Genomic DNA, 19,021 nt, shown 5'->3' with positions numbered 1-19,021 from the left:
GTATTGATAAACCATAGCGCCGCGAGCCGTTGTTTCAAAAACGAATTCGCGGTGCTTTTTATCACCTGGGTTCGTTACGACGACTTGTCGGCAATGCGCGCGCAGGTTTATCGGACAACCGCCTCTCACTTGCGCCAAGTTGCCAAGTGGATCATAGTTTGAGCCGTGAGATTGGCGGTGAATAGGCGGTGGTTGCGGCTCACAACCCGCCCGATCGAAAGCTGACACCCGCGGTTCATCCCAACCGCCGCCCAACCACAATCGGGGACAGGTCGCATCGATAGGAGGAGCAACCATGACTCCGCGATTCCTCAGCGCGCGCTGTATCGGCGTGCTTATGTTCTCACTGTGTGCTTTCGGGCTGATGACGTCAGCATCGATGCCGGCAGAAAACAAGTTCGTCGTCGAGCCGGTGGTTGAGAAAAAGGTGAAGGAACTGCCTTCCGGACAGTTGTACTGGCGGCTGGAGAACTTCCCAACACTGACGCAGGCTGAGGGCGCTGCGGGTCCGACCTCGCTGGCGGCGGACGTCGCAGGCAAGGTGTGGCTGTTCACGCTTGGACAGAAGGATGGCTCTACGCCCGGCGGAACCAAGGTCGTCGAGATCGGACCCATCCCGCCGATCAGCGCAAGCGAGTATTTGCTGCGCGTCAACCGCGGCGGTGGAGCGCCCGGCGTCAAGTCGGCGATCCATACGCATCCGGGATCGGAGGTCTTCTACGTGCTAGCGGGCAAGGTCGGCCAGAGAACACCCCACGGGGTGAGCTATGCCGAGGCCGGCACGACCATGATCGGACACGGGGCCGATACGCCGATGCAGGTGTTCAGCGCCGGCACAGCCGCTCTAGATCAGTTGGCCATCTTCGTGGTGGACGCCGATCGGCCGTTCTCGTCGCCTGCCAGCCTCGACTGAGGCTTTGTTTCGCGAGACACGCATGTATGGTTCAAACTAAGGCGGCAAGACTCCAGAAGCTTGGATTTCGCCGATGCTCAATCATGGTCGCGCTCGATGAGATTTAGGGAGTGGAAATCGGTCCGGCAACTTGCCTAAGGGGCCTACTTGCGCCAGTGAAGAATGACTCCGCATGGTTGGTGCCGGCGCTGTCGTGACTGTGGGCCGCCTGGTGGCTCATCCGCTTGACGTCGAGGCGCTCCACATGAAGAAGCACCTCCTTAAGGACCGCTGCTTGTCAGCGGCGGATTCTGCACAGAAGCATTCGGCGCGAACGATGTTTTAGTGGTTACGGCGCCATTGCGCCGGAACCTGTTAGAATGGTCCACGCAACGCCGATTGCAGCGCAAATCGCCAGCGTTATAATCACCGAAAGCTTGAGGTGAAAGATCGCCAAGGCGGCGAGGGCCGTTAGTAACAGCGACGGCCAGATGAGCGAAGCTGGAACCGGGAGATCAATTGAAACCGGTCCCCATGAGGCGGTGTGCACATCGGCAAAAAGCACATGGACGCCGAACCAGATCGCAAGGTTCAGGATCACGCCGACGACGGCTGCCGTAATGGCTGACATCGCTCCTGTCAGCGCAGCCTCGCCACGCAGCCTTTCGACAAACGGCGCTCCGAGGAAAATCCAGAGGAAGCTCGGAATGAAGGTCACCCAAGTCGTCAGGACCGCGGCAAGTGCGGCAGCGAGCATTGGTTCCAGCGATCCGGGGTTCCGATAGGCGGCCATGAAGCCGACGAACTGGACGACGCTGATCAACGGTCCCGGGGTTGTCTCGGCCATACCCAGGCCATCCAGCATTTCCCCCGGCTTCAGCCATCCGAAATGCTGGACCGCTTCTTGAGCGACATAGGCAAGGACAGCGTAAGCGCCGCCGAACGTCACGACGGCCATTTGGCTGAAGAACAACCCGACCTGCGAAAAGACACTGCTGGACCCCATCGTCACCAGTAATAATGCGACTGGCAGGAGCCACGCAGCCGCAAGACTGCCGGACAACCGCAGCGACCAGGGGAGGTTCGGCCGGGCATGGAGCGGTGTATCTTCTCCGAGGATGGAATCGCGATCTTCGAGGATTTGGCCCGAACCGCTTTTGTGTCCGCCGCCCACCTCGAACAAGGGAGAACCCACGCGCCCGCCGAGGAGGCCAACAATCCCTGCTGCGACGATGATCAGCGGGAACGGGACGTGGAGGAAGAAGATCGCTATGAAGGCGGCGGTGGCGATGGCTATCATCACGTTGTTTTTGAGGGCTCGGCTTCCGATCCTAAACACCGCGTGCAGCACGACCGCCAGCACCGCCGCCTTCAAGCCGAAGAACAGGCCGGCGACAAGGCTCACGTTCCCGTAGGCGGCATAGACGTAGCTCAGCCCAAGGATGGAGATGAAGCCTGGTAGCACGAACAAAGCTCCGGCGATCAGGCCGCCGATCGTCCTGTTGAGCAGCCAGCCGATATAGATCGCCAACTGATGGGCCTCTGGCCCCGGAAGCAGCATGCAGTAATTGAGCGCATGCAGGAAGCGACGTTCGCCGATCCATCGTTTCTCATCGACAACGATGCGGTGCATGACGGCGATCTGTCCCGCCGGTCCGCCGAAGCTGAGCGCCGCAACCCGTGCCCACACTTTCGCCGCCTCACCAAGTGGGACGATATTGCCGCTCTGCCGGTCGTTCCGTTCCACATCCAATATTTCGGCCACATCACTACGCCCTCCTCGGGTTGGGCCAATTATGGGTTTCGTCGGTGGCGTCGCGGCACCATCGGTAAAACGCATCATAGAGCGTGAGACCGGCATCGAGCTGCTGCAGGTCATCTGTGAACATCCGCGAAAGCCCGAGCGAGGCGGCGAGCAGACCGGCAGCTTCTGGCGCGAGATCGAGCCTTGCCGTATCAGCGCCGCGAACAATGATGGCGAGATGCTGCAATGGTTTGGAAGTGAGATTGAATTCCTCGATCATCACATCGAAGGTGCAGCGCTCGCCGCGATGGCTCCAGAAAACGTCTTCGATGTCGAAAGGCGTCGCGCCGAAACGGTCAGCGACGGCGGGCACTTCCGATGCGGGAACGAAAAGGAACACGGCATTGGGATCCACGAAACGTTTGATCAGCCAGGGGCAGGCGATCCGGTCGATCTTGGGACGGGCCCGCGTCACCCAGACCGTACGGCCTTGCGGGTCGCACGCCGGCAGCTTGACATAGGGCACTGCCTGGCCGCCGGCCTGCAGCCACGCCTCGAATCCTCCCTCGAGAACTTCCGCGCTCTTTCGCAAATGGCGAAGATAGGCGGCCACGCCATGACTGAGCTTTTGCCCCCTCTGGCACACGATGACCGCCGAGCCAGCAACCTCGCGGCTCCATTCGCTGACATCGGTGTGGCTGCGTCGGATCGACCCCGGGACGAGCCGTGGGTCGGCTGCAAAATCCTCTGCCGTGCGGACGTCGATGATAATTGGCGCATTCGGCGTTCCGATAATGCGGTTGAGCTTGTCGGATGAAATTTCCAGAAATGACGGCATGACGCGTCCTCCGTTGTGCGGGTTATGGACGCGATACTTCAGCTGTCGCCTCGTGGGGTGATCGCGACCCCAGACCCAATCATGTGCTGCAGGCCTGCGGGAAGTCAAGCGCTGCTGGTGTGCCTTACGGCAGCGCACCTTTTCAACTGACGGCCATCGCCGCCTTCATGCCGTCAACGACGAACTGTGCTGCAAGTGCTGCCAGGATGACGCCGAGCAGGCGGGTGAGGATCGCCCGGCCGGTCACGCCGAGAAAGCGGTCGAGGCGGTCGGCGATGAGCAACGCCGCCAGCATCAAGCCAAGATTGCCGGCAATGACGATGAGAAGCTGTGCCCGCTCGACAGAGGTCGGCAGCGAACCCGCAAGCAGGATTGTCGCCGAGATTGCGCCCGGACCGGCAATGAGAGGAAGGGCGAGCGGAAAGACCGCGATATTCTGGATGTGATCCTTGGTGATCGCCACTTCGCTGGTCTTTTCCTTGCGGTCCTGCCGTCTCTCGAACACCATTTCGAAGGCGATCCAGAAAAGCAGCAGACCGCCGGCGATGCGGAAGGCGCCGATGGAAATACCGAGCACGCCGAGCACGCTTGCGCCGAAGAGCGCAAAGACGGCGAGGATGATGAAAGCGATGACGGAGCTGCGCAGCGCCACCTGCTTGCGCTGGCTGCGGCTCATCCCGCTGGTCAGTCCCAGAAAGATCGGCACAAGTCCGGGAGGATCGATCGTGACGAGCAGCGTCGTGAAAGCATTGATCAACTGGTCGGCGCTTGCCATTATCTCTCCGGAACGCCATATGAAGGCTCGATTATTCGCGATTGTGAAGCGAGGTTTTCCATTTGGCAAATGACGGGCGGCGGGCCGGCGCTAAAAGCGGTCGAAATCGCTTGATTGCCGCCCTTCCGCCGCAAAGTCTGTTCAAAACCACGCCTCAAATTGGCGCCGGGCAAGCCTTTCGGCTATAAATCTTTCAGTGATTCTACAAAGAGATCGTGATCTGTTTTGACTGAACAAACACCCCCAGGTGGCGGGAAGCTCCCGCCAGGCATCGAGCCCATCTCCATCATGGAGGAAATGCAGCGGTCCTATCTCGATTACGCGATGAGCGTCATCGTCAGCCGCGCGCTTCCGGACGTGCGCGACGGCCTCAAGCCCGTGCACCGGCGCATCCTCTATGGGATGTCCGAGCTCGGCATCGACTGGAACAAGAAGTACGTCAAATGCGCCCGCGTCACCGGTGACGTGATGGGTAAATACCATCCGCACGGCAATGCCGCGATCTATGACGCGCTCGCCCGTATGGCGCAGGATTGGTCACTCCGCCTGCCGCTGATCGACGGCCAGGGCAACTTCGGCTCCGTCGACGGCGACCCGCCGGCGGCCGAACGTTACACGGAATGCCGTCTGCAAAGGGCGGCCCATTCCCTGCTTGACGACCTCGACAAGGAAACCGTCGACTTCCGCGACAACTACGACGGCACGCTCTCCGAGCCCGTCGTGGTGCCGGCGAAATTCCCGAACCTTTTGGTCAACGGGGCAGGCGGCATTGCCGTCGGTATGGCGACCAATATTCCGCCTCACAACCTGACCGAAGTCATCAACGGCTGCATTGCGCTTATCGATGATCCGGCGATCGAACTGCCGGAGCTCATGCAGATCATACCCGGTCCGGATTTTCCGACTGGTGCAAAAATCCTTGGCCGCGCGGGCATCCGCTCGGCTTATGAGACCGGCCGCGGCTCCGTGATCATGCGCGGCGTTGCCGCGATCGAGCCGATGCGTGGCGACCGCGAGCAGATCATCATCACCGAGATCCCGTATCAGGTGAACAAGGCGACGATGATCGAGAAGATGGCCGAGCTGGTGCGCGAAAAGCGCATCGAGGGCATCTCCGACCTCCGCGACGAATCTGACCGCCAGGGCTATCGCGTCGTCATCGAGCTAAAACGCGATGCCAATGCCGAAGTCATCCTGAACCAGCTTTATCGCTACACGCCGCTGCAGACCTCCTTCGGCTGCAACATGGTGGCGCTGAACGGCGGCAAGCCGGAACAGATGAACCTGCTCGATATGCTCCGCGCTTTCGTCTTCTTCCGCGAGGAGGTCGTTAGCCGGAGAACGAAATTCCTGCTTCGCAAGGCGCGCGAACGTGCGCATGTCTTGGTGGGTCTCGCGATTGCGGTCGCCAATATCGATGAAGTGATCCGCGTCATCCGCCAGGCGCCCGATCCGCAGTCCGCGCGCGAAGAGCTGATGACGCGCCGCTGGCCTGCGGAAGACGTTGAAAGCCTGATCCGCCTCATCGACGATCCGCGCCACCGTATCAATGAGGATATGACCTACAACCTCTCGGAAGAGCAGGCGCGGGCAATTCTCGAACTCCGTCTTGCCCGCCTGACAGCGCTCGGCCGAGATGAAATCGGCGACGAACTCAATAAGATTGGCGACGAGATCAAGGATTATCTCGATATCCTGTCGTCCCGTGTCCGCATCCAGACCATCGTCAAAGACGAGCTGACATCGGTTCGCGACGAATTCGGCACGCCGCGTCGCACCGAGATCGTCGACGGCGGCCTCGAAATGGACGACGAGGATCTTATTGCCCGCGAGGATATGGTCGTGACCGTTTCCCACCTCGGCTATATCAAGCGCGTGCCGCTGACGACCTATCGCGCGCAGCGCCGCGGTGGCAAGGGCCGTTCCGGGATGACGACGCGCGACGAGGATTTTGTTAGCCGGCTATTTGTCGTGAACACGCACACACCGGTCCTCTTCTTCTCCTCGCGGGGCATCGTCTACAAGGAAAAGGTCTGGCGCCTACCGATCGGCACCCCGACCTCCCGGGGCAAGGCGCTGATCAACATGCTGCCGCTCGCACCTGGCGAACGCATCACCACGATCCTGCCGTTGCCGGAGGATGAGGAGAGCTGGGAAAGCCTCGACGTGATGTTCTCCACGACACGGGGTACGGTTCGCCGCAACAAGCTGTCAGATTTCGTCCAGGTGAACCGCAACGGTAAGATCGCCATGAAGCTCGAGGAGGAGGGCGACGAAATCCTCTCCGTCGAGACCTGCACCGAACATGACGACGTTCTGTTGACGACGGCGCTAGGCCAGTGCATCCGCTTCCAGGTCGATGATGTCCGAGTCTTTGCGGGCCGCAATTCCATCGGCGTGCGCGGCATCAACCTCGGAAACGGCGACCGCATCATCTCGATGACCATTGTCGGCCATGTCGATGCCGAACCGTGGGAGCGTGCTGCCTACCTCAAGCGTTCCGCTGTCGAACGCCGCGCCACGGGCGTCGACGAGGAGGATATCGCCCTGGTCGGCGAGGAAGTCACGGAAGAGGGACTGCTGACAGACGAGCGCTACGAAGAACTGAAGGCACGCGAACAATTCGTGCTGACAGTGTCGCAGAAGGGCTTCGGCAAGCGGTCGTCCTCCTACGACTTCCGCATCTCAGGCCGCGGTGGTAAGGGCATTCGCGCCACCGATACCTCCAAGACGAGCGAGATCGGAGAGCTCGTCGCCGCATTCCCGGTCGATGAAGGCGACCAGATCATGTTGGTCTCCGATGGTGGGCAGCTGATCCGCGTCCCGGTCGGCGGCATCCGCATCGCCAGCCGCGCAACCAAGGGGGTAACGATCTTCTCGACCGCTAAGGATGAAAAGGTCGTCTCCGTCGAACGCATCAGCGAGCCGGAAGATGACGGCGAGGAGGTTGGCGAGATCGTCAACGAAACGCCGATCGAAAGCGGCGAGGCGCCATCAGCAGCGGAAGATTAATACAATCAGTCTTTGGTTGAGAACCGGGCGGCCTCTGCCGCCCGTTTTTTTGCGCTTATCCGCCCCGCCGGCCGGAAATCATGCAACGAAAAAGCCGGACGCGGGGACGGCGTCCGGCTTTTTGAATGGCCCCTGGCGCTGGAGGGGAAGGCGCCCAAGGGCAGGGGAACTCAACTCAGAAAATGCTGTGTTTCTTTTCGTCGAACGCCTTCACTTCTTCGCTTTCGCGGCGAAGCGCTGAAACGGTTGACACCACAGACACGATGAACATGACGCTGATGAGAGCGGTGAGAACAGTCAAGATCGTGAACATGGGCAATCCTTTCCGAAGTTGCGTTCACGTTCCTCAGTACTGGCTTATGATGGCAGTGCGAGCCGACGCATAAGGACCATATACCTTGGACGTATCAGTCTTCTGGTCATAGAGTGCGACAGTTGCGGTAAGCATTCCCGTGATCATTGCCATCCAGAATACATTGATGATGGTAATCTTGTCCGGCATCTTGTTTTCCCTCTGTGCAGCGTATCGCATCTACGCTTCGGTTAAGTGAACGTATCCGTCTGAAAATGGTTCCGGCGGATGTTGGCGTGTCGTTTAGCAAGCCCGGTCTGAAGCGACCTTGAATGCCCTGTTCATCTGGCGTTCAGATTCGGCAGAAGGTTTCAACGCGCCCTTCCGATCCGGCGCATGATGGCGTGATGCTCGATGACTTCGGCGCGCACCCACCGCATCGTGTAGCGGTCCTGCAGGTAGCCATATGCCAGCTCCGCAAGTAGGGAGAGGACGACGGCAAGTGCGAGAACAAGGATCAGCATGTCGATATCTTTCGGAATGGTCGGATGCGGATGGCATCGGCTGCGTTGATGTTTCCGATTATGCGCATCGCATCTGAAACCGCGTTGAACGCGGCATTCATCCACCGTTCAGCGAGGCGGCAAATGACTTGCGGGATGCGGGTATCCATGACAAAAGGCATCGAACAAAAACGGCCGGGTCTTATGACGACTGCTTTTTATCCGGGGTCCTTCGACCCGCTCACCAACGGACATCTGGACGTGCTCCTCCAGGCGCTGAACATCGCCGAAAGAGTGATCGTCGCGATCGGCATCCATCCCGGCAAGGCGCCGCTGTTTTCCTTCGAGGAGAGGGCGGAGCTGATCCGAAACGCGCTTGCCGAGGCCATGCCGCAGAAAAGCGGCAGCATCTCCGTCGTTTCCTTCGACAACCTGGTTGTGGATGCAGCGCGCATGCATGGTGCGGCGCTGCTCATCCGCGGCCTTCGTGATGGCACCGACCTCGACTACGAAATGCAGATGGCGGGCATGAATCGTCAGATGGCACCGGATGTCCAGACTATCTTTTTGCCGGCAGGGACGGCCTCGCGGCCCATTACCGCCACATTGGTCCGTCAAATCGCGGCCATGGGCGGCGACGTCAGCGCCTTCGTGCCGGCAGCCGTTTTGAAGGCCCTTCGATCCAAGCGCAAATCTTGAGGCGTTTTCCGCCGCAACGGAGCTCACATGAAACTGTTCTATATTGCATTTGCCGGCGTGCTTTACCTCGCCTCCTTCGCTGGCGACGTGTTTGCCCAGGCCGATCACATGCTGACGATCCAGCTCAAGGATGGTCCCGTCGTGATCCAGCTGATGCCGGAAGTGGCTCCCAAGCACGTTGCGCAGATAGAGGCGCTAGCGCAGAAGGGGGCCTATGACAACGTGGCCTTCCACCGCGTCATCGACGGCTTCATGGCCCAGACCGGGGACGTGCAGTACGGCAATATGTCAAAGGGCTACGATCCAAGCCTTGCTGGCACCGGCGGCTCCGATCTGCCGAACATTCCGGCCGAATTCTCCAAGAAGCCCTTCGTGCGCGGCACGGTGGGCATGGCGCGCGCCCAGGATCCAAATTCCGCAAACTCGCAGTTCTTCATCATGTTCGCGGACGGCTCATTCCTGAACGGCCAGTACACGGTGGTCGGCAGTGTCGTCTCCGGCATGGAAAACGTCGACAAGATCAAGCGCGGAGCCGGGCAGAACGGCGAAGTAAGCGATCCAGACCGCATGATCAAAGTCACTGCGGGTAAGTAATTTCGTGAAACGAGGAGAATGAAAATGGCCGAGATCAAGGATCCGGAGAACACCGTTATCCTGGAAACCACCAAGGGCAAGGTTGTCATCCAGCTGTTGCCGCAGGTAGCCCCCGAGCATGTCGCCCGGATCAAGGAGCTCTCTCGCGAGAAGGCCTATGACGGTGTCGTCTTTCACCGCGTCATCCCCGACTTCATGGCGCAGACAGGCGATGTCCAGTTTGGCAAGAAGGGCGGCGATAACTTCAACCCTGGCCGCGCTGGCATGGGCGGTTCGTCGAAGCCTGACCTGAAGGCCGAATTTTCCGCGACGCCGCATGTCCGCGGCACCTGCTCGATGGCGCGCTCGCAAAGTCCGAATTCGGCAAACAGCCAGTTCTTCATCTGCTTCACCGATGCGCCGTGGCTGAACAAGCAATACTCGGTCTGGGGGCAGGTCATAGAAGGCATGGATGTGGTCGACACGATCAAGAAGGGCGAACCGGTCAGTGATCCAGACTCCATCGTCTCGATGCGGGTTGCCGCCGACGCCTGATTGTGATTTCTGCTGAACCCGCCCATGCGCGAAGGCGCTGGGCGGGTTTCGCTTTGTCTGAAAGTGCCCAATGCGCGTAGACCTTTTCGATTTCGACCTTCCGGATGAACGGATCGCCTTGCGGCCCGCCGAGCCACGCGATAGCGCGCGCCTTCTCGTCGTCGATCCGCATGCCCAACCGGCTCTCGGCGACTATGTCGTAAGCGAGCTGCCGTCGTTCCTGCGGGCGGGGGATGCGCTTGTCTTCAACGACACGAAGGTCATTCCCGCGCAGCTCGAAGGCGTGCGCCATCGTGCGGGAGCGGGCGGCCAACGGGTCTCGGCGACACTCCATATGCGCGTCGGCGCCAGCCGATGGAAGGCTTTCTCCAAGCCGGGCAAACGCATTAAGATCGGCGATCGTATCGCCTTCGGCCACGACGGTGAAAGCTGCTTGCTCGGTCAGCTTGATTGCACCGTCGAGGAGAAAGGCGAGGGCGGTGAAGTCACTCTTGCCTTCGATCTTTCCGGCCCGGCGCTGGACGAGGCAATCGCCTCCGTTGGTCATATTCCGCTGCCGCCCTACATCGCCGCTAAACGTTCGGACGACGAGCGCGACCGCACCGATTACCAGACGATCTATGCCCGCGAGGAAGGCGCAGTCGCAGCACCCACCGCCGGCTTGCATTTCACGCCACGTCTTTTCGAGGCAATCGACAAGGCCGGCGTCGAGCGCCATTTCGTGACGCTGCATGTCGGCGCCGGTACCTTCCTCCCGGTCAAGGCCGATGATACCGACGATCACAAGATGCATTTGGAAAGCGGCTTTGTCAGCGCCGAGACGGCGGCAAGGCTGAATGCCGTCAAGGCGAGGGGCGGGCGCATCATTTGTGTCGGCACGACGTCGCTGCGGCTGATCGAAAGCGCGACTGCGGACGATGGAGGCATCCGCGCCTGGGCCGGCGCCACCGGCATCTTCATCACGCCCGGCTACCGCTTCAAGGCAGTCGATATCCTGATGACCAATTTCCACCTGCCTCGCTCGACGCTTTTCATGCTGGTTTCGGCCTTTGCAGGCTTCGAAACCATGCAGTCAGCATACAAACACGCCATTTCGACAGGTTACCGCTTCTATTCATACGGGGATGCGAGCCTTCTTTTCCGGAAAGACAGATGACCGAGAATTTCCAGTTCACGCTCAGGAGGACTGATGCAGGCGCCCGCCTCGGCGAAATCTCCATGCCGCGCGGCACCATCCGCACGCCGGCCTTCATGCCGGTCGGCACGGTTGGCACCGTCAAGGCCATGTACCTCGACCAAGTTCGCGAAACGGGCGCCGACATCATTCTTGGCAACACCTACCACCTGATGCTGCGCCCGACGGCAGAGCGCGTTGCGCGCCTCGGCGGCCTGCACAGCCTCATCCGCTGGGAACATCCGATCCTGACCGATTCCGGCGGCTTCCAGGTCATGTCACTTTCAGGTCTTCGCAAACTCGACGAGCAGGGCGTCACGTTCAAGTCGCATGTCGATGGCAGCCTGCATCACATGTCCCCGGAGCGCTCGATCGAGATCCAGGGGCTGCTCGGCTCCGATATCCAGATGCAGCTTGACGAATGCGTAGCGCTTCCGGCTGAACCGCGCGAAATTGAACGCGCGATGGAGCTATCGCTGCGCTGGGCTGAACGATGCAAGGTCGCCTTCGGCAACCAAGCGGGCAAGGCGATGTTCGGCATCGTTCAGGGCGGTGACATTCCCGCACTTCGCATCCGTTCGGCCGAAGAGCTGAAACAGCTTGACCTCAAGGGCTATGCGGTGGGCGGTCTTGCGGTTGGCGAGCCGCAGGACGTCATGCTTAAGATGCTCGAGGAAACACTGCCCGTACTGCCCGGCGAAAAGCCGCGCTACCTCATGGGCGTCGGCACGCCCGACGATATCCTTAAATCGGTTGCCCGTGGCATCGACATGTTCGACTGCGTGATGCCAACCCGCTCGGGCCGCCACGGTCTGGCCTTTACCCGCCGCGGCAGGGTCAATATCCGCAACGCTCGTCACGCGGAGGATCTGCGTCCGCTCGACGAGCAGTCGAATTGCCCGGCATCGCGTGATTATTCTCGCGCCTACCTGCACCATCTCGTCCGTGCCAACGAGGCGCTCGGCGGCATGCTGCTCTCGTGGCACAATCTAAGCTACTATCAGGAATTGATGCAGGGCATCCGCACGGCAATTGCCGAGGGTCGCTTCGCCGATTTCATGGCGGAAACGCTGGAAGAATGGGCGAAGGGCGATCTTGAGCGCGCTTGAGTTGCCGTCAGCCTGCCGCGAACTTGTCATAAGCGCGAAGCCCGCAGGTCTTTCAAGCCTGGTGCGTGGAAGCCGATGAAGCCGTCGCAACGCTGCGTCGCACTGATGGAAGGACGATCAGCTCTTTCGACTTCTCGTTCAGCGCACCATGGGCCTTCCCGCCTCGGCCAGCGCGTAGAAACCTACGTCGGATGAATTCGCAGTGCCTGGTGCGTGGCGATCCAACTTTACCAATTGCCTTGGAACAGGATCGACTGAACCGCCGTCAAATGCCCTTGCTGTCGGTGTCCGGCACGATCTGCACGCCATTGATCTTGTAGCCGCCGTCTGGCTGCCGCATCATTTGGTAGATCGCCGTCCAGTCCTTGCCATCCCGCCCGGATATCAGGACTTCGTGATAAATCATAGCGCCGTTATCGACGGAGCGGCTGCGGCCGAAAGCATAGTTGCCGGGATGATAGACGGGCTCGTAGCTCTTCTTCACCATCGCAAAGAAAACACCTTTGTCCGGATACATCGCCTTAATGCCGGGCGCTGCAAAGGAATAGGCCTTCTCCGCATCATCCTTCAGGAAGGCCGTAATCTGATCCTCGATGATATGGCGCGTCGTCTCGACCGGATCTTCGGCCCGCGCCGGTATCGTCAAGACAATCAAAGCAGCACACAGCGCAGACACCGAGGATGAGGCGCGCATGGATTCCTCTCCAGCGAAAAAATGGAGTGTAGATCACTTTGGAGATTTGGAAAATGGGTTCAGTTGCTACGATCAGCTCGCACGCCGTCCCGGCAATCCTCGCGCTTTCAAACTTGCACCTGTTTGGAAGGCCCGCAAGTGTCATTCGTCCTCTGGTGCAGCGGCGAGTTGCCGCCAGCAACGGCGGTCCCGATCGACGCAAGCGGGCGCACGTCTTTTGAATCGTAGATCTTCGGTGGTTATGCTGGCTCCCTTGGCGGACGCGGCACGAGACGGTCACTCAGTCGCCCCGCCGTCTTTCCGCCATCAGAAACACTGCCTGTATAAGGCACATGAGGCCAAGGAACGAAGGCAGCCCTTGATGTCCGATCAGTTGCATCGCCAGTCCTGTCGCGGGCGAGCCCACGATGCCGCCGATACCCCATACGAACGCGAAGGCCGCGTTTCCGGCGATCAAGGCTTGACCGGTGAAACGCTCGCCGAGCTGGATCAGCGACATGGTGTAAATCCCAAACGAGACCCCGCCCCAGACGAAAACGAGCGGCCAGATGAGCCACGCGTCAAAGAGCGACAGCAGCAGCAGGCAGCCGCTCAGCGAAGCCAGGGCACAGAATAACATGGTCCGAGTTGAGCCAAACCGTTCGGCCACGCGCCCGAGCAAAATCTGCAGTACGGCATTGCCTGCGGTGAAACAGGCGATGAGCGAAGCGATGCGTGTTTCGGCGCTGCCAAGGGCGGCACCATAGACCGTGAACAAGGAAATCACCGCCTGCTCGAAGGCGGCAGCAGTGAAAACCGCGAACAACAGGAGCGGTGCCCGTGCGAAGAATCCGCCGACCGATGTTACCTCGCCCTCATGCGGCATCTTCGGCAGGCGTGGCACGACCGCAAGCACGATCAGCCCGCAGAGGGGAAATGCCACGATGCCGATCATGAAGGGCGGCCAGCCCTGCGTGCCGACCAGGCCGAGCGACAGCGGGCCGATGGCAAAGCCACCCGAAGCGATCGATGAATAGAGGCCCATGAGGCGGCCCCGGCGTGGCGCGGGCGTAATCGTGATCAGCCAGGTTTCGCTGATCACGTAAAGCGGATTGGCGAAGAAGCCGAGGAGGAAGCGCAGCGGCATCCAGGCCCAGACATCTTGTGTATAGGCAATCGCGAGCAGCGTAAGCGCGGCGAGGGTGCAACACAGGATCGAAAGTCGCGCCCCTCCCACGCGCCGCGCCAGCGTCGGAATGAAGGGTGCTGATACAACGAAGCCAAGCGGCGTCATCGCCGCCGACAAGCCGATCAGGCCGGGGGTCGTTCCCTGCCGCTCCAAGATGAAGCTGAGCAGCGGATAGGTCAGCCCCTGTGCCACCGCAAACACCGTGACGGTAGCGATGATGCCCGCCATCGCGGCCCATCGGATTTGATCCTCTCGGGGGCATCCCGTGTTGTGCAAGTGCCGGCTAACCGTTGCGGCATCCGGAAACTGGCGATTTGGTGTCATTGCAGCATTCGCCTTATCGTTGCAGGAAGGGCTTGTCGATCTTTGCTTGGTGCATCTCGTCAGTCCGATATTGGTCGATGAAATGGGAAGCACCCATCGACCTCTGCCGAGCTTCCCAGCAAAAGCGCTTCCGCTCGTCCCAGATCGCGATAAACCTTCCGTAGGGTCGCAAGGCTGTGGAGCCGACGCGACACTTCCGCCAGCCCGACGGGGGACATCGTTCATGACAACCTCCATATATGGTTGGCGGTCCAGGACGCTCGACCTGTGAATTTTGGCAGGATGAGAACGGCGCTGTAATTAAGCTGTCCCAAATAGTTCCAAAAAAATCCAAACGGGCTATAGATGCGCCTTATGGAAGGATCGCGCTTTGCCTTTGGTCCGTTCGTGCTTGATCCGGATGCGGGAACGCTCCTTCGGAACGATGATCCCGTTGCCGTGGGTTACCGTGGACTAAAGCTGCTTGCGGCGCTCGTCACACGGCCTGGCGAAATCCTGGGCAAGGCCGAGTTAATGGATGCGGCGTGGCCGGGCACGGCCGTCGAGGAAGGCAACCTTACCGTACAGATCGCGCAGCTCAGGAAGCTGCTTGGTCCGGCCGCCGATGGCGGGGAATGGATTGCCACGATTCCGCGCGTCGGCTACCGCTTCACGGGGACCATTGAATACCTCCCTCCTGCGAAGCGAAAGCCTTTGCCGCTGCCCGACAAGCCATCGATAGCCGTGCTGCCCTTCGTGAATGTCAGCAACGAGCCCGAGCAGGAGTCCTTCGCGGATGGGTTGACCGAAGACTTGATTACCGACCTGTCCAGAATGTCTGGCCTGTTCGTCATCGCACGCAACTCGGCCTTTGCATACAAGGGAAAGCCGATGGATGTGCGCGCGATTGCTGGGGATCTCGGCGTGCGGTACCTGCTGGAGGGGAGCGCAAGACGTGTCGCCGGGCGCGTACGCGTCAACGTCCAACTGGTAGACGCGGTGAGTGGCGATCATCTATGGGCGGAACGCTTCGATCGCAGCTTGGACGATATCTTTGCCGTTCAGGACGAGGTCACTGGCAAGATCGTGGAGGCATTGCTCGGCCGGCTGCGCGCGCCACCTCCGCGCAATCGGCCTAAAAATCTCGAGGCTTACGATCTCTGCGTGCGGGCGCGCAAGATCATGGATGACTCGCCGCAGATGGCGCGGGAAGCGCATCTGATGCTGACGCGCGCGGTTTCGCTCGATCCGGGATATGCCGAGGCCCATCGCTGGCTTGCCGTGAACCACTGGATGGGATGGGTACATAGCGGCGGACCAACGGAGGCTGCCCGCAGAGACGCTTTGGAGCTGGCGCGCAAAGCTGTAGCACTCGATCCCAATGATGCTGGCTGTCATTGGATCCTGGCTTACTTGCTTGCCTATGAGCGCAGCTTCGCCGAGGCGGACGCGGAATTCGCCAAGGCGATCGAACTCGACCCGAACGAAGCCGACACCTGGGCGGCGTTGTCCGACATTACGGTCCTGGCCGGGCGGGTCGAGGAAGGCCTTGAACACATCCGCAAGGCGTTCCGGCTGAACCCGCTTCCGGCAAGCTGGTACTATCTTACACTGGGCCAGGCCCAATATGCGGCCGGCGAATACCAAGCCGCTGTCGAGACACTTCGACGGGAAGAGACCTACCGAACAAGCTCACGCCGGTTTCTGGCGGCAAGCCTTGCCCAACTGGGTCGGCTCGACGAAGCGCGCGCAGAGGTCGAACTTTTCCTCGTCGGCAACCCGGATTTCACGATCCGCCACTGGGCCACGACCGAGCCATTCCGCGATGCCGCAACGCTTGAGCATTTCGTTGATGGCTACCGCAAGGCCGGTCTTCCGGAATGATCCTCCCAAATGGCATCCAATCCGAAAGCTGCTGTGACCGCGCCTTCGCACCGATCGCGCGATCTACTCCTCAAAGCGGCTCGTGGGATCACGATCGCGATCGTATCGTCTGGTGAACGGAAACGGCGGCAACCAGGATTCGCGACGGACGATCCAGCTTTCGTAGGTTGGCATCAACTGGTCAGGCGCATCCAGGGATCCCAGGTTCACTTCAATCTCGTCTGCGGTGCGTGCGAAAACAGGCGAGCCGCAGCGGGGACAAAAAAAACGCCCGGCGTAGTCGCGTGCTTCACCATCGATCGTCACCGCATCCTGAGGGAAGATCGCGGAAGCGTGAAAAAGAGCCCCATGATGCTTGCGGCAGTCGAGACAATGACAAAGGCCGACGCGGTATGGGAGTCCCGACGCCGAAATTCGGACGTTGCCGCACAGGCAACCGCCGGTGAATCTGTCCATGATGCGTCTCCTTTACACTCAAGCGACCGTGCCAGGTCGATCTGAGCGGCTGGTCCGGTTGCAAGGAAAATCTGGGCGGGTGCATCACCGCCCATGGCTTTACATTTATCCAAGTGGCATTCGCTCGAATTTCTGCAACGAGGAATCAATCGTGTCCCACCCAAGGCCGCGGATGGTGTATGTGACCGCCTGCGGGTTGAATTGGCCAGGATCGTCAAGGCTGGTCGCGGGCACCGCAATCAGTTCCGGCATTGCGACGAATGTTAAAAAGACAGGCGTTCCACAGGTCGGACAGAACGCGTGAAGCTTTTCGTTCCCACTGTCGCCCGCTACCCGCCAGGTCTTCGGTTCGCCGGTAATTGTCACATCGGCTCGCTGTGGAAAAGTCAAATAGGATCCATGCCCCGTGCCGCTTCGTTTCTGGCAATCGCGACATTGGCAGTGGTTCTCGAAGATGGGGTCGCTGCTCGTTTCATAGCGGATTGCGCCGCACGCGCATCCGCCGATATAGGTCTTGGTCACTATCATTCTCCCGCTGGCAGAGTTTGTTGATTGGCACTGGGAAGGGATCACGCGGATTTTGGCTTGGCGAAAAGGTCAATGCCGCGGCCGGTTTCCAGGAAGGATTTTAGGCTGGACAGGACAGCCGGCCAACCTTGGCGGATGCCTTTTTCCATCCCACTACCAGCTTCGAGTTCATCATGCGTGACGGTAAGCCGAACCATGTTGTCGTATTCATCGATCGCGAACGTGACCCGGCTGTAGCTTGCAGGGTCGGAGGCCTGCGAAGCATTCGCCCAGGTGATGACGAGACGGGTCGGCGGCAAGATCTCAATGACCTTGCCAACGAGTTCGACAGTCCGCTCGTCGTTGGCACGAACGTGTTCCCATTTCGACCCCGGTTTCCAATCGGAAACGTTCTCGTGGCCCCAATAGCGCCTTGCGAGGTCCGGTTTGGTTATGGCCTCGAATACCTTTTCCGGGGTCGAAATAATATAAGTCACGTATACAAAGCTGGTCATCTCTGTGGTCATTGTCACTCTCCTTCGAGTTCCTTCTTCAGATCGTGCAACAGGCTGAGCCGCTGCTGTTCGAATTTCCGCACCCACCGTTCGTAGACCTCGTGGAGCGGTACGGGGTTGATGAAATGCAGCTTTTCGCGACCACGCCGAACCGTGCTCACTAGATTGGCTGCCTCCAATATTTCGAGGTGCTGCGTGACGGATTGCCGGGCCATATCAAGATTGTCGCAAAGCTGACTGAGCGTCTGCCCGTTCTTCTCACAAAGAAGGTCAAGCAGCTTTCTGCGAGTCGGGTCGCCCAGCGCTCTGAAAACCTTGTCGGCGTCCATCGGACTCACTCAATGTGGAAAACATAATACGCAGGTAATTACCTGCATATAAAGAGCAGTTATTTACCTGCATGTCAAGTGCCGACGGTCGAAGGTGATCGAGCCGTGAGCGGGCAGGGCAACACCTGAAGGCTTGAGTGCATTGTGGGACGCAGATCTGCGGTGGTTACTGGTGTGAGTTCACGGCATCACCACGATCTTCGAACCAGCGATGCTCGGAGCCGTCGATCTGCACCAGCTCGCCATAAGCCTCGCGCCGCAATCGTGGCTGATGGAAGCTGCGACGCTGCTGGCGCGATAGCCAGATACCGGCCGCCGTCATCCTATGCCGCAGCGTCTCGCGCGACACCGTCAGCCCATCGCGTCCGGCAAGCTTCTCGGCCGCCAGCGTCGGCCCGAAATCCCAATAGCGCTCGCGAATGAGCGTCAAAGCATAATCGCGAAGCCCATCGTTGATCCGGTTGTTCGACGGCCGGCCGATCGCCTTGTGCCGGATCGACGCCGCGCCACCCGTTCTGATCCGCTCCAGCAGCCGGCGCACCTGGCGCTCGCTCAGCCCCAGAACATGCGCCGCCGACATCAACGTCATTCGACCGTCGATGACTTTCGACAAAACCTCGATCCGCTGCAGGTCACGCTCGCTCATCGCAATCAGTCCCATCGGCAATCTCCCACGTCATCAAACGCGGGGAGTGTGACATTCTTACTTTGCAGAAACAGGACACTTTAACTTTGCGGTGTGAGTTCAAGCCGAATTGCGACCTGCAGCTGTGACGCTAACCGACACGTCGGATGTGCGCGAGCAGTTTCTTGCGGAATACTTCCGCGGGCGTTCGGTAGCCCAGGCACTTCCGCGGGCGTCGAGTTGAGCCGGTCGCAGATGTCTCTCAGCTCGCCGTCGCTGATCGACAGGGGATCCACCTCTCGCGAAAGCCATTTGCGAACCCGGCCATTGGTGTTCTCGACCGTGCCTTTCTGCCAGGGCGACTGCGGGTCGCA

General features: G+C 60.0%; 20 protein-coding genes and 2 pseudogenes. 8 read left to right on the top strand and 14 right to left on the bottom strand.

The window, feature by feature from the left end; genetic code table 11:
- Positions 1 to 295 precede the first annotated feature (295 nt).
- Positions 296 to 913, top strand: a complete 618-nt coding sequence (locus tag EV130_RS26365) for a cupin domain-containing protein (protein WP_074061254.1) — start codon at positions 296 to 298, stop codon at positions 911 to 913.
- A gap of 328 nt (positions 914 to 1,241) precedes the next feature.
- Here EV130_RS26365 and chrA read toward each other — a convergent pair whose 3' ends face one another.
- The 3 genes from chrA to EV130_RS26350 form a co-directional block, all read right to left on the bottom strand.
- Complete coding sequence (gene chrA, locus EV130_RS26360) at positions 1,242 to 2,657, bottom strand: chromate efflux transporter (RefSeq protein WP_245520125.1); 1,416 nt, start codon at positions 2,655 to 2,657, stop codon at positions 1,242 to 1,244.
- A gap of 4 nt (positions 2,658 to 2,661) precedes the next feature.
- Positions 2,662 to 3,474 (bottom strand): chromate resistance protein ChrB domain-containing protein, encoded by an 813-nt coding sequence (locus EV130_RS26355; RefSeq protein ID WP_074061256.1) that lies wholly within the window; start codon positions 3,472 to 3,474, stop codon positions 2,662 to 2,664.
- Between the two features lie 142 nt (positions 3,475 to 3,616).
- Positions 3,617 to 4,249, bottom strand: coding sequence for a MarC family protein (locus EV130_RS26350; RefSeq protein WP_132552547.1), 633 nt, complete (start codon positions 4,247 to 4,249; stop codon positions 3,617 to 3,619).
- A gap of 225 nt (positions 4,250 to 4,474) precedes the next feature.
- On the opposite strand from EV130_RS26350, the gene gyrA reads away from it, so the two are divergent.
- Positions 4,475 to 7,261 (top strand): DNA gyrase subunit A, encoded by a 2,787-nt coding sequence (gyrA, locus tag EV130_RS26345; protein WP_074061258.1) that lies wholly within the window; start codon positions 4,475 to 4,477, stop codon positions 7,259 to 7,261.
- Positions 7,262 to 7,436: 175 nt separating this feature from the next.
- On the opposite strand, the gene EV130_RS32725 is transcribed toward gyrA, so the two are convergent.
- From EV130_RS32725 to EV130_RS34035, 3 genes are all read right to left on the bottom strand, one after another.
- Positions 7,437 to 7,574, bottom strand: coding sequence for a hypothetical protein (locus EV130_RS32725; protein ID WP_165918579.1), 138 nt, complete (start codon positions 7,572 to 7,574; stop codon positions 7,437 to 7,439).
- 33 nt (positions 7,575 to 7,607) lie between these two features.
- Positions 7,608 to 7,793: a hypothetical protein gene (locus EV130_RS26340; protein WP_132552545.1), complete on the bottom strand. Its 186-nt coding sequence runs from the start codon at positions 7,791 to 7,793 to the stop codon at positions 7,608 to 7,610.
- A gap of 131 nt (positions 7,794 to 7,924) precedes the next feature.
- Positions 7,925 to 8,077, bottom strand: coding sequence for a hypothetical protein (locus EV130_RS34035; protein WP_342635857.1), 153 nt, complete (start codon positions 8,075 to 8,077; stop codon positions 7,925 to 7,927).
- A gap of 183 nt (positions 8,078 to 8,260) precedes the next feature.
- On the opposite strand from EV130_RS34035, the gene coaD reads away from it, so the two are divergent.
- From coaD to tgt, 5 genes are all read left to right on the top strand, one after another.
- A complete protein-coding gene (gene coaD, locus EV130_RS26330; protein WP_074063157.1) occupies positions 8,261 to 8,755 on the top strand; it encodes a pantetheine-phosphate adenylyltransferase in 495 nt (164 codons plus the stop codon).
- Positions 8,756 to 8,782: 27 nt separating this feature from the next.
- Entirely contained in the window at positions 8,783 to 9,349 is a 567-nt protein-coding gene (locus tag EV130_RS26325; RefSeq protein WP_074061259.1) for a peptidylprolyl isomerase, read from the top strand.
- A gap of 24 nt (positions 9,350 to 9,373) precedes the next feature.
- Entirely contained in the window at positions 9,374 to 9,883 is a 510-nt protein-coding gene (locus EV130_RS26320; RefSeq protein WP_074061260.1) for a peptidylprolyl isomerase, read from the top strand.
- Positions 9,884 to 9,953: 70 nt separating this feature from the next.
- Positions 9,954 to 11,039: a tRNA preQ1(34) S-adenosylmethionine ribosyltransferase-isomerase QueA gene (queA, locus tag EV130_RS26315; RefSeq protein ID WP_132552544.1), complete on the top strand. Its 1,086-nt coding sequence runs from the start codon at positions 9,954 to 9,956 to the stop codon at positions 11,037 to 11,039.
- Complete coding sequence (gene tgt / locus EV130_RS26310; protein WP_132552543.1) at positions 11,036 to 12,166, top strand: tRNA guanosine(34) transglycosylase Tgt; 1,131 nt, start codon at positions 11,036 to 11,038, stop codon at positions 12,164 to 12,166. Before queA ends, tgt begins: the two co-directional genes overlap by 4 nt.
- Before the next feature lie 265 nt (positions 12,167 to 12,431).
- Here tgt and EV130_RS26305 read toward each other — a convergent pair whose 3' ends face one another.
- Both EV130_RS26305 and EV130_RS26300 read right to left on the bottom strand, forming a co-directional pair.
- Entirely contained in the window at positions 12,432 to 12,860 is a 429-nt protein-coding gene (locus EV130_RS26305; protein ID WP_132552542.1) for a DUF4864 domain-containing protein, read from the bottom strand.
- A 280-nt stretch (positions 12,861 to 13,140) separates the two neighbouring features.
- On the bottom strand, positions 13,141 to 14,352 hold the full coding sequence (locus tag EV130_RS26300; RefSeq protein ID WP_074061264.1) for an MFS transporter: 1,212 nt from the start codon (positions 14,350 to 14,352) through the stop codon (positions 13,141 to 13,143).
- A gap of 354 nt (positions 14,353 to 14,706) precedes the next feature.
- Between EV130_RS26300 and EV130_RS26295 the strand changes: the two genes are divergently transcribed.
- Positions 14,707 to 16,215, top strand: coding sequence for a winged helix-turn-helix domain-containing tetratricopeptide repeat protein (locus tag EV130_RS26295; RefSeq protein WP_132552638.1), 1,509 nt, complete (start codon positions 14,707 to 14,709; stop codon positions 16,213 to 16,215).
- A 63-nt stretch (positions 16,216 to 16,278) separates the two neighbouring features.
- Here EV130_RS26295 and EV130_RS26290 read toward each other — a convergent pair whose 3' ends face one another.
- The 6 genes and pseudogenes from EV130_RS26290 to EV130_RS26265 all read right to left on the bottom strand — a co-directional run.
- Positions 16,279 to 16,671, bottom strand: a complete 393-nt coding sequence (locus tag EV130_RS26290; RefSeq protein WP_132552541.1) for a GFA family protein — start codon at positions 16,669 to 16,671, stop codon at positions 16,279 to 16,281.
- Between the two features lie 105 nt (positions 16,672 to 16,776).
- Entirely contained in the window at positions 16,777 to 17,193 is a 417-nt protein-coding gene (locus EV130_RS26285) for a GFA family protein (protein WP_074061266.1), read from the bottom strand.
- 47 nt (positions 17,194 to 17,240) lie between these two features.
- Positions 17,241 to 17,705, bottom strand: a complete 465-nt coding sequence (locus tag EV130_RS26280; protein ID WP_132552540.1) for an SRPBCC family protein — start codon at positions 17,703 to 17,705, stop codon at positions 17,241 to 17,243.
- Positions 17,706 to 17,707: 2 nt separating this feature from the next.
- The gene (locus tag EV130_RS26275) at positions 17,708 to 18,022 is read right to left on the bottom strand and encodes an ArsR/SmtB family transcription factor (RefSeq protein WP_074061268.1); all 315 of its coding nucleotides are present in this window, start codon (positions 18,020 to 18,022) and stop codon (positions 17,708 to 17,710) included.
- Between the two features lie 190 nt (positions 18,023 to 18,212).
- Positions 18,213 to 18,683: pseudogene (locus tag EV130_RS26270) on the bottom strand (helix-turn-helix domain-containing protein); the annotation flags it as partial.
- Positions 18,684 to 18,798: 115 nt separating this feature from the next.
- Positions 18,799 to 19,021: pseudogene (locus tag EV130_RS26265) on the bottom strand (transposase); the annotation flags it as partial.

Origin of the sequence: Rhizobium azibense, from assembly GCF_004342325.1 — a bacterium.
Taxonomy (GTDB): Bacteria; Pseudomonadota; Alphaproteobacteria; order Rhizobiales; family Rhizobiaceae; genus Rhizobium; species Rhizobium etli_B.
Note: the sequence above shows the minus strand (reverse complement) of the source record. Positions and strands in the feature narration are given on the sequence as shown.

Excerpts from the sequence above, each read along its gene's own strand:
- EV130_RS26280 (WP_132552540.1), bottom strand. The coding sequence starts at position 17,705 with ATGACCACAGAGATGACCAGCTTTGTATACGTGACTTATATTATTTCG.
- coaD (WP_074063157.1), top strand. The coding sequence starts at position 8,261 with ATGACGACTGCTTTTTATCCGGGGTCCTTCGACCCGCTCACCAACGGA.
- EV130_RS32725 (WP_165918579.1), bottom strand. The coding sequence starts at position 7,574 with ATGTTCACGATCTTGACTGTTCTCACCGCTCTCATCAGCGTCATGTTC.
- EV130_RS26350 (WP_132552547.1), bottom strand. The coding sequence starts at position 4,249 with ATGGCAAGCGCCGACCAGTTGATCAATGCTTTCACGACGCTGCTCGTC.
- EV130_RS26300 (WP_074061264.1), bottom strand. The coding sequence starts at position 14,352 with ATGACACCAAATCGCCAGTTTCCGGATGCCGCAACGGTTAGCCGGCAC.
- EV130_RS26305 (WP_132552542.1), bottom strand. The coding sequence starts at position 12,860 with ATGCGCGCCTCATCCTCGGTGTCTGCGCTGTGTGCTGCTTTGATTGTC.
- EV130_RS26295 (WP_132552638.1), top strand. The coding sequence starts at position 14,707 with ATGGAAGGATCGCGCTTTGCCTTTGGTCCGTTCGTGCTTGATCCGGAT.
- EV130_RS26290 (WP_132552541.1), bottom strand. The coding sequence starts at position 16,671 with ATGGACAGATTCACCGGCGGTTGCCTGTGCGGCAACGTCCGAATTTCG.
- EV130_RS26275 (WP_074061268.1), bottom strand. The coding sequence starts at position 18,022 with ATGGACGCCGACAAGGTTTTCAGAGCGCTGGGCGACCCGACTCGCAGA.
- EV130_RS26340 (WP_132552545.1), bottom strand. The coding sequence starts at position 7,793 with ATGCGATACGCTGCACAGAGGGAAAACAAGATGCCGGACAAGATTACC.
- EV130_RS26325 (WP_074061259.1), top strand. The coding sequence starts at position 8,783 with ATGAAACTGTTCTATATTGCATTTGCCGGCGTGCTTTACCTCGCCTCC.
- EV130_RS26320 (WP_074061260.1), top strand. The coding sequence starts at position 9,374 with ATGGCCGAGATCAAGGATCCGGAGAACACCGTTATCCTGGAAACCACC.
- tgt (WP_132552543.1), top strand. The coding sequence starts at position 11,036 with ATGACCGAGAATTTCCAGTTCACGCTCAGGAGGACTGATGCAGGCGCC.
- EV130_RS26365 (WP_074061254.1), top strand. The coding sequence starts at position 296 with ATGACTCCGCGATTCCTCAGCGCGCGCTGTATCGGCGTGCTTATGTTC.
- EV130_RS26355 (WP_074061256.1), bottom strand. The coding sequence starts at position 3,474 with ATGCCGTCATTTCTGGAAATTTCATCCGACAAGCTCAACCGCATTATC.
- queA (WP_132552544.1), top strand. The coding sequence starts at position 9,954 with ATGCGCGTAGACCTTTTCGATTTCGACCTTCCGGATGAACGGATCGCC.
- EV130_RS34035 (WP_342635857.1), bottom strand. The coding sequence starts at position 8,077 with ATGCTGATCCTTGTTCTCGCACTTGCCGTCGTCCTCTCCCTACTTGCG.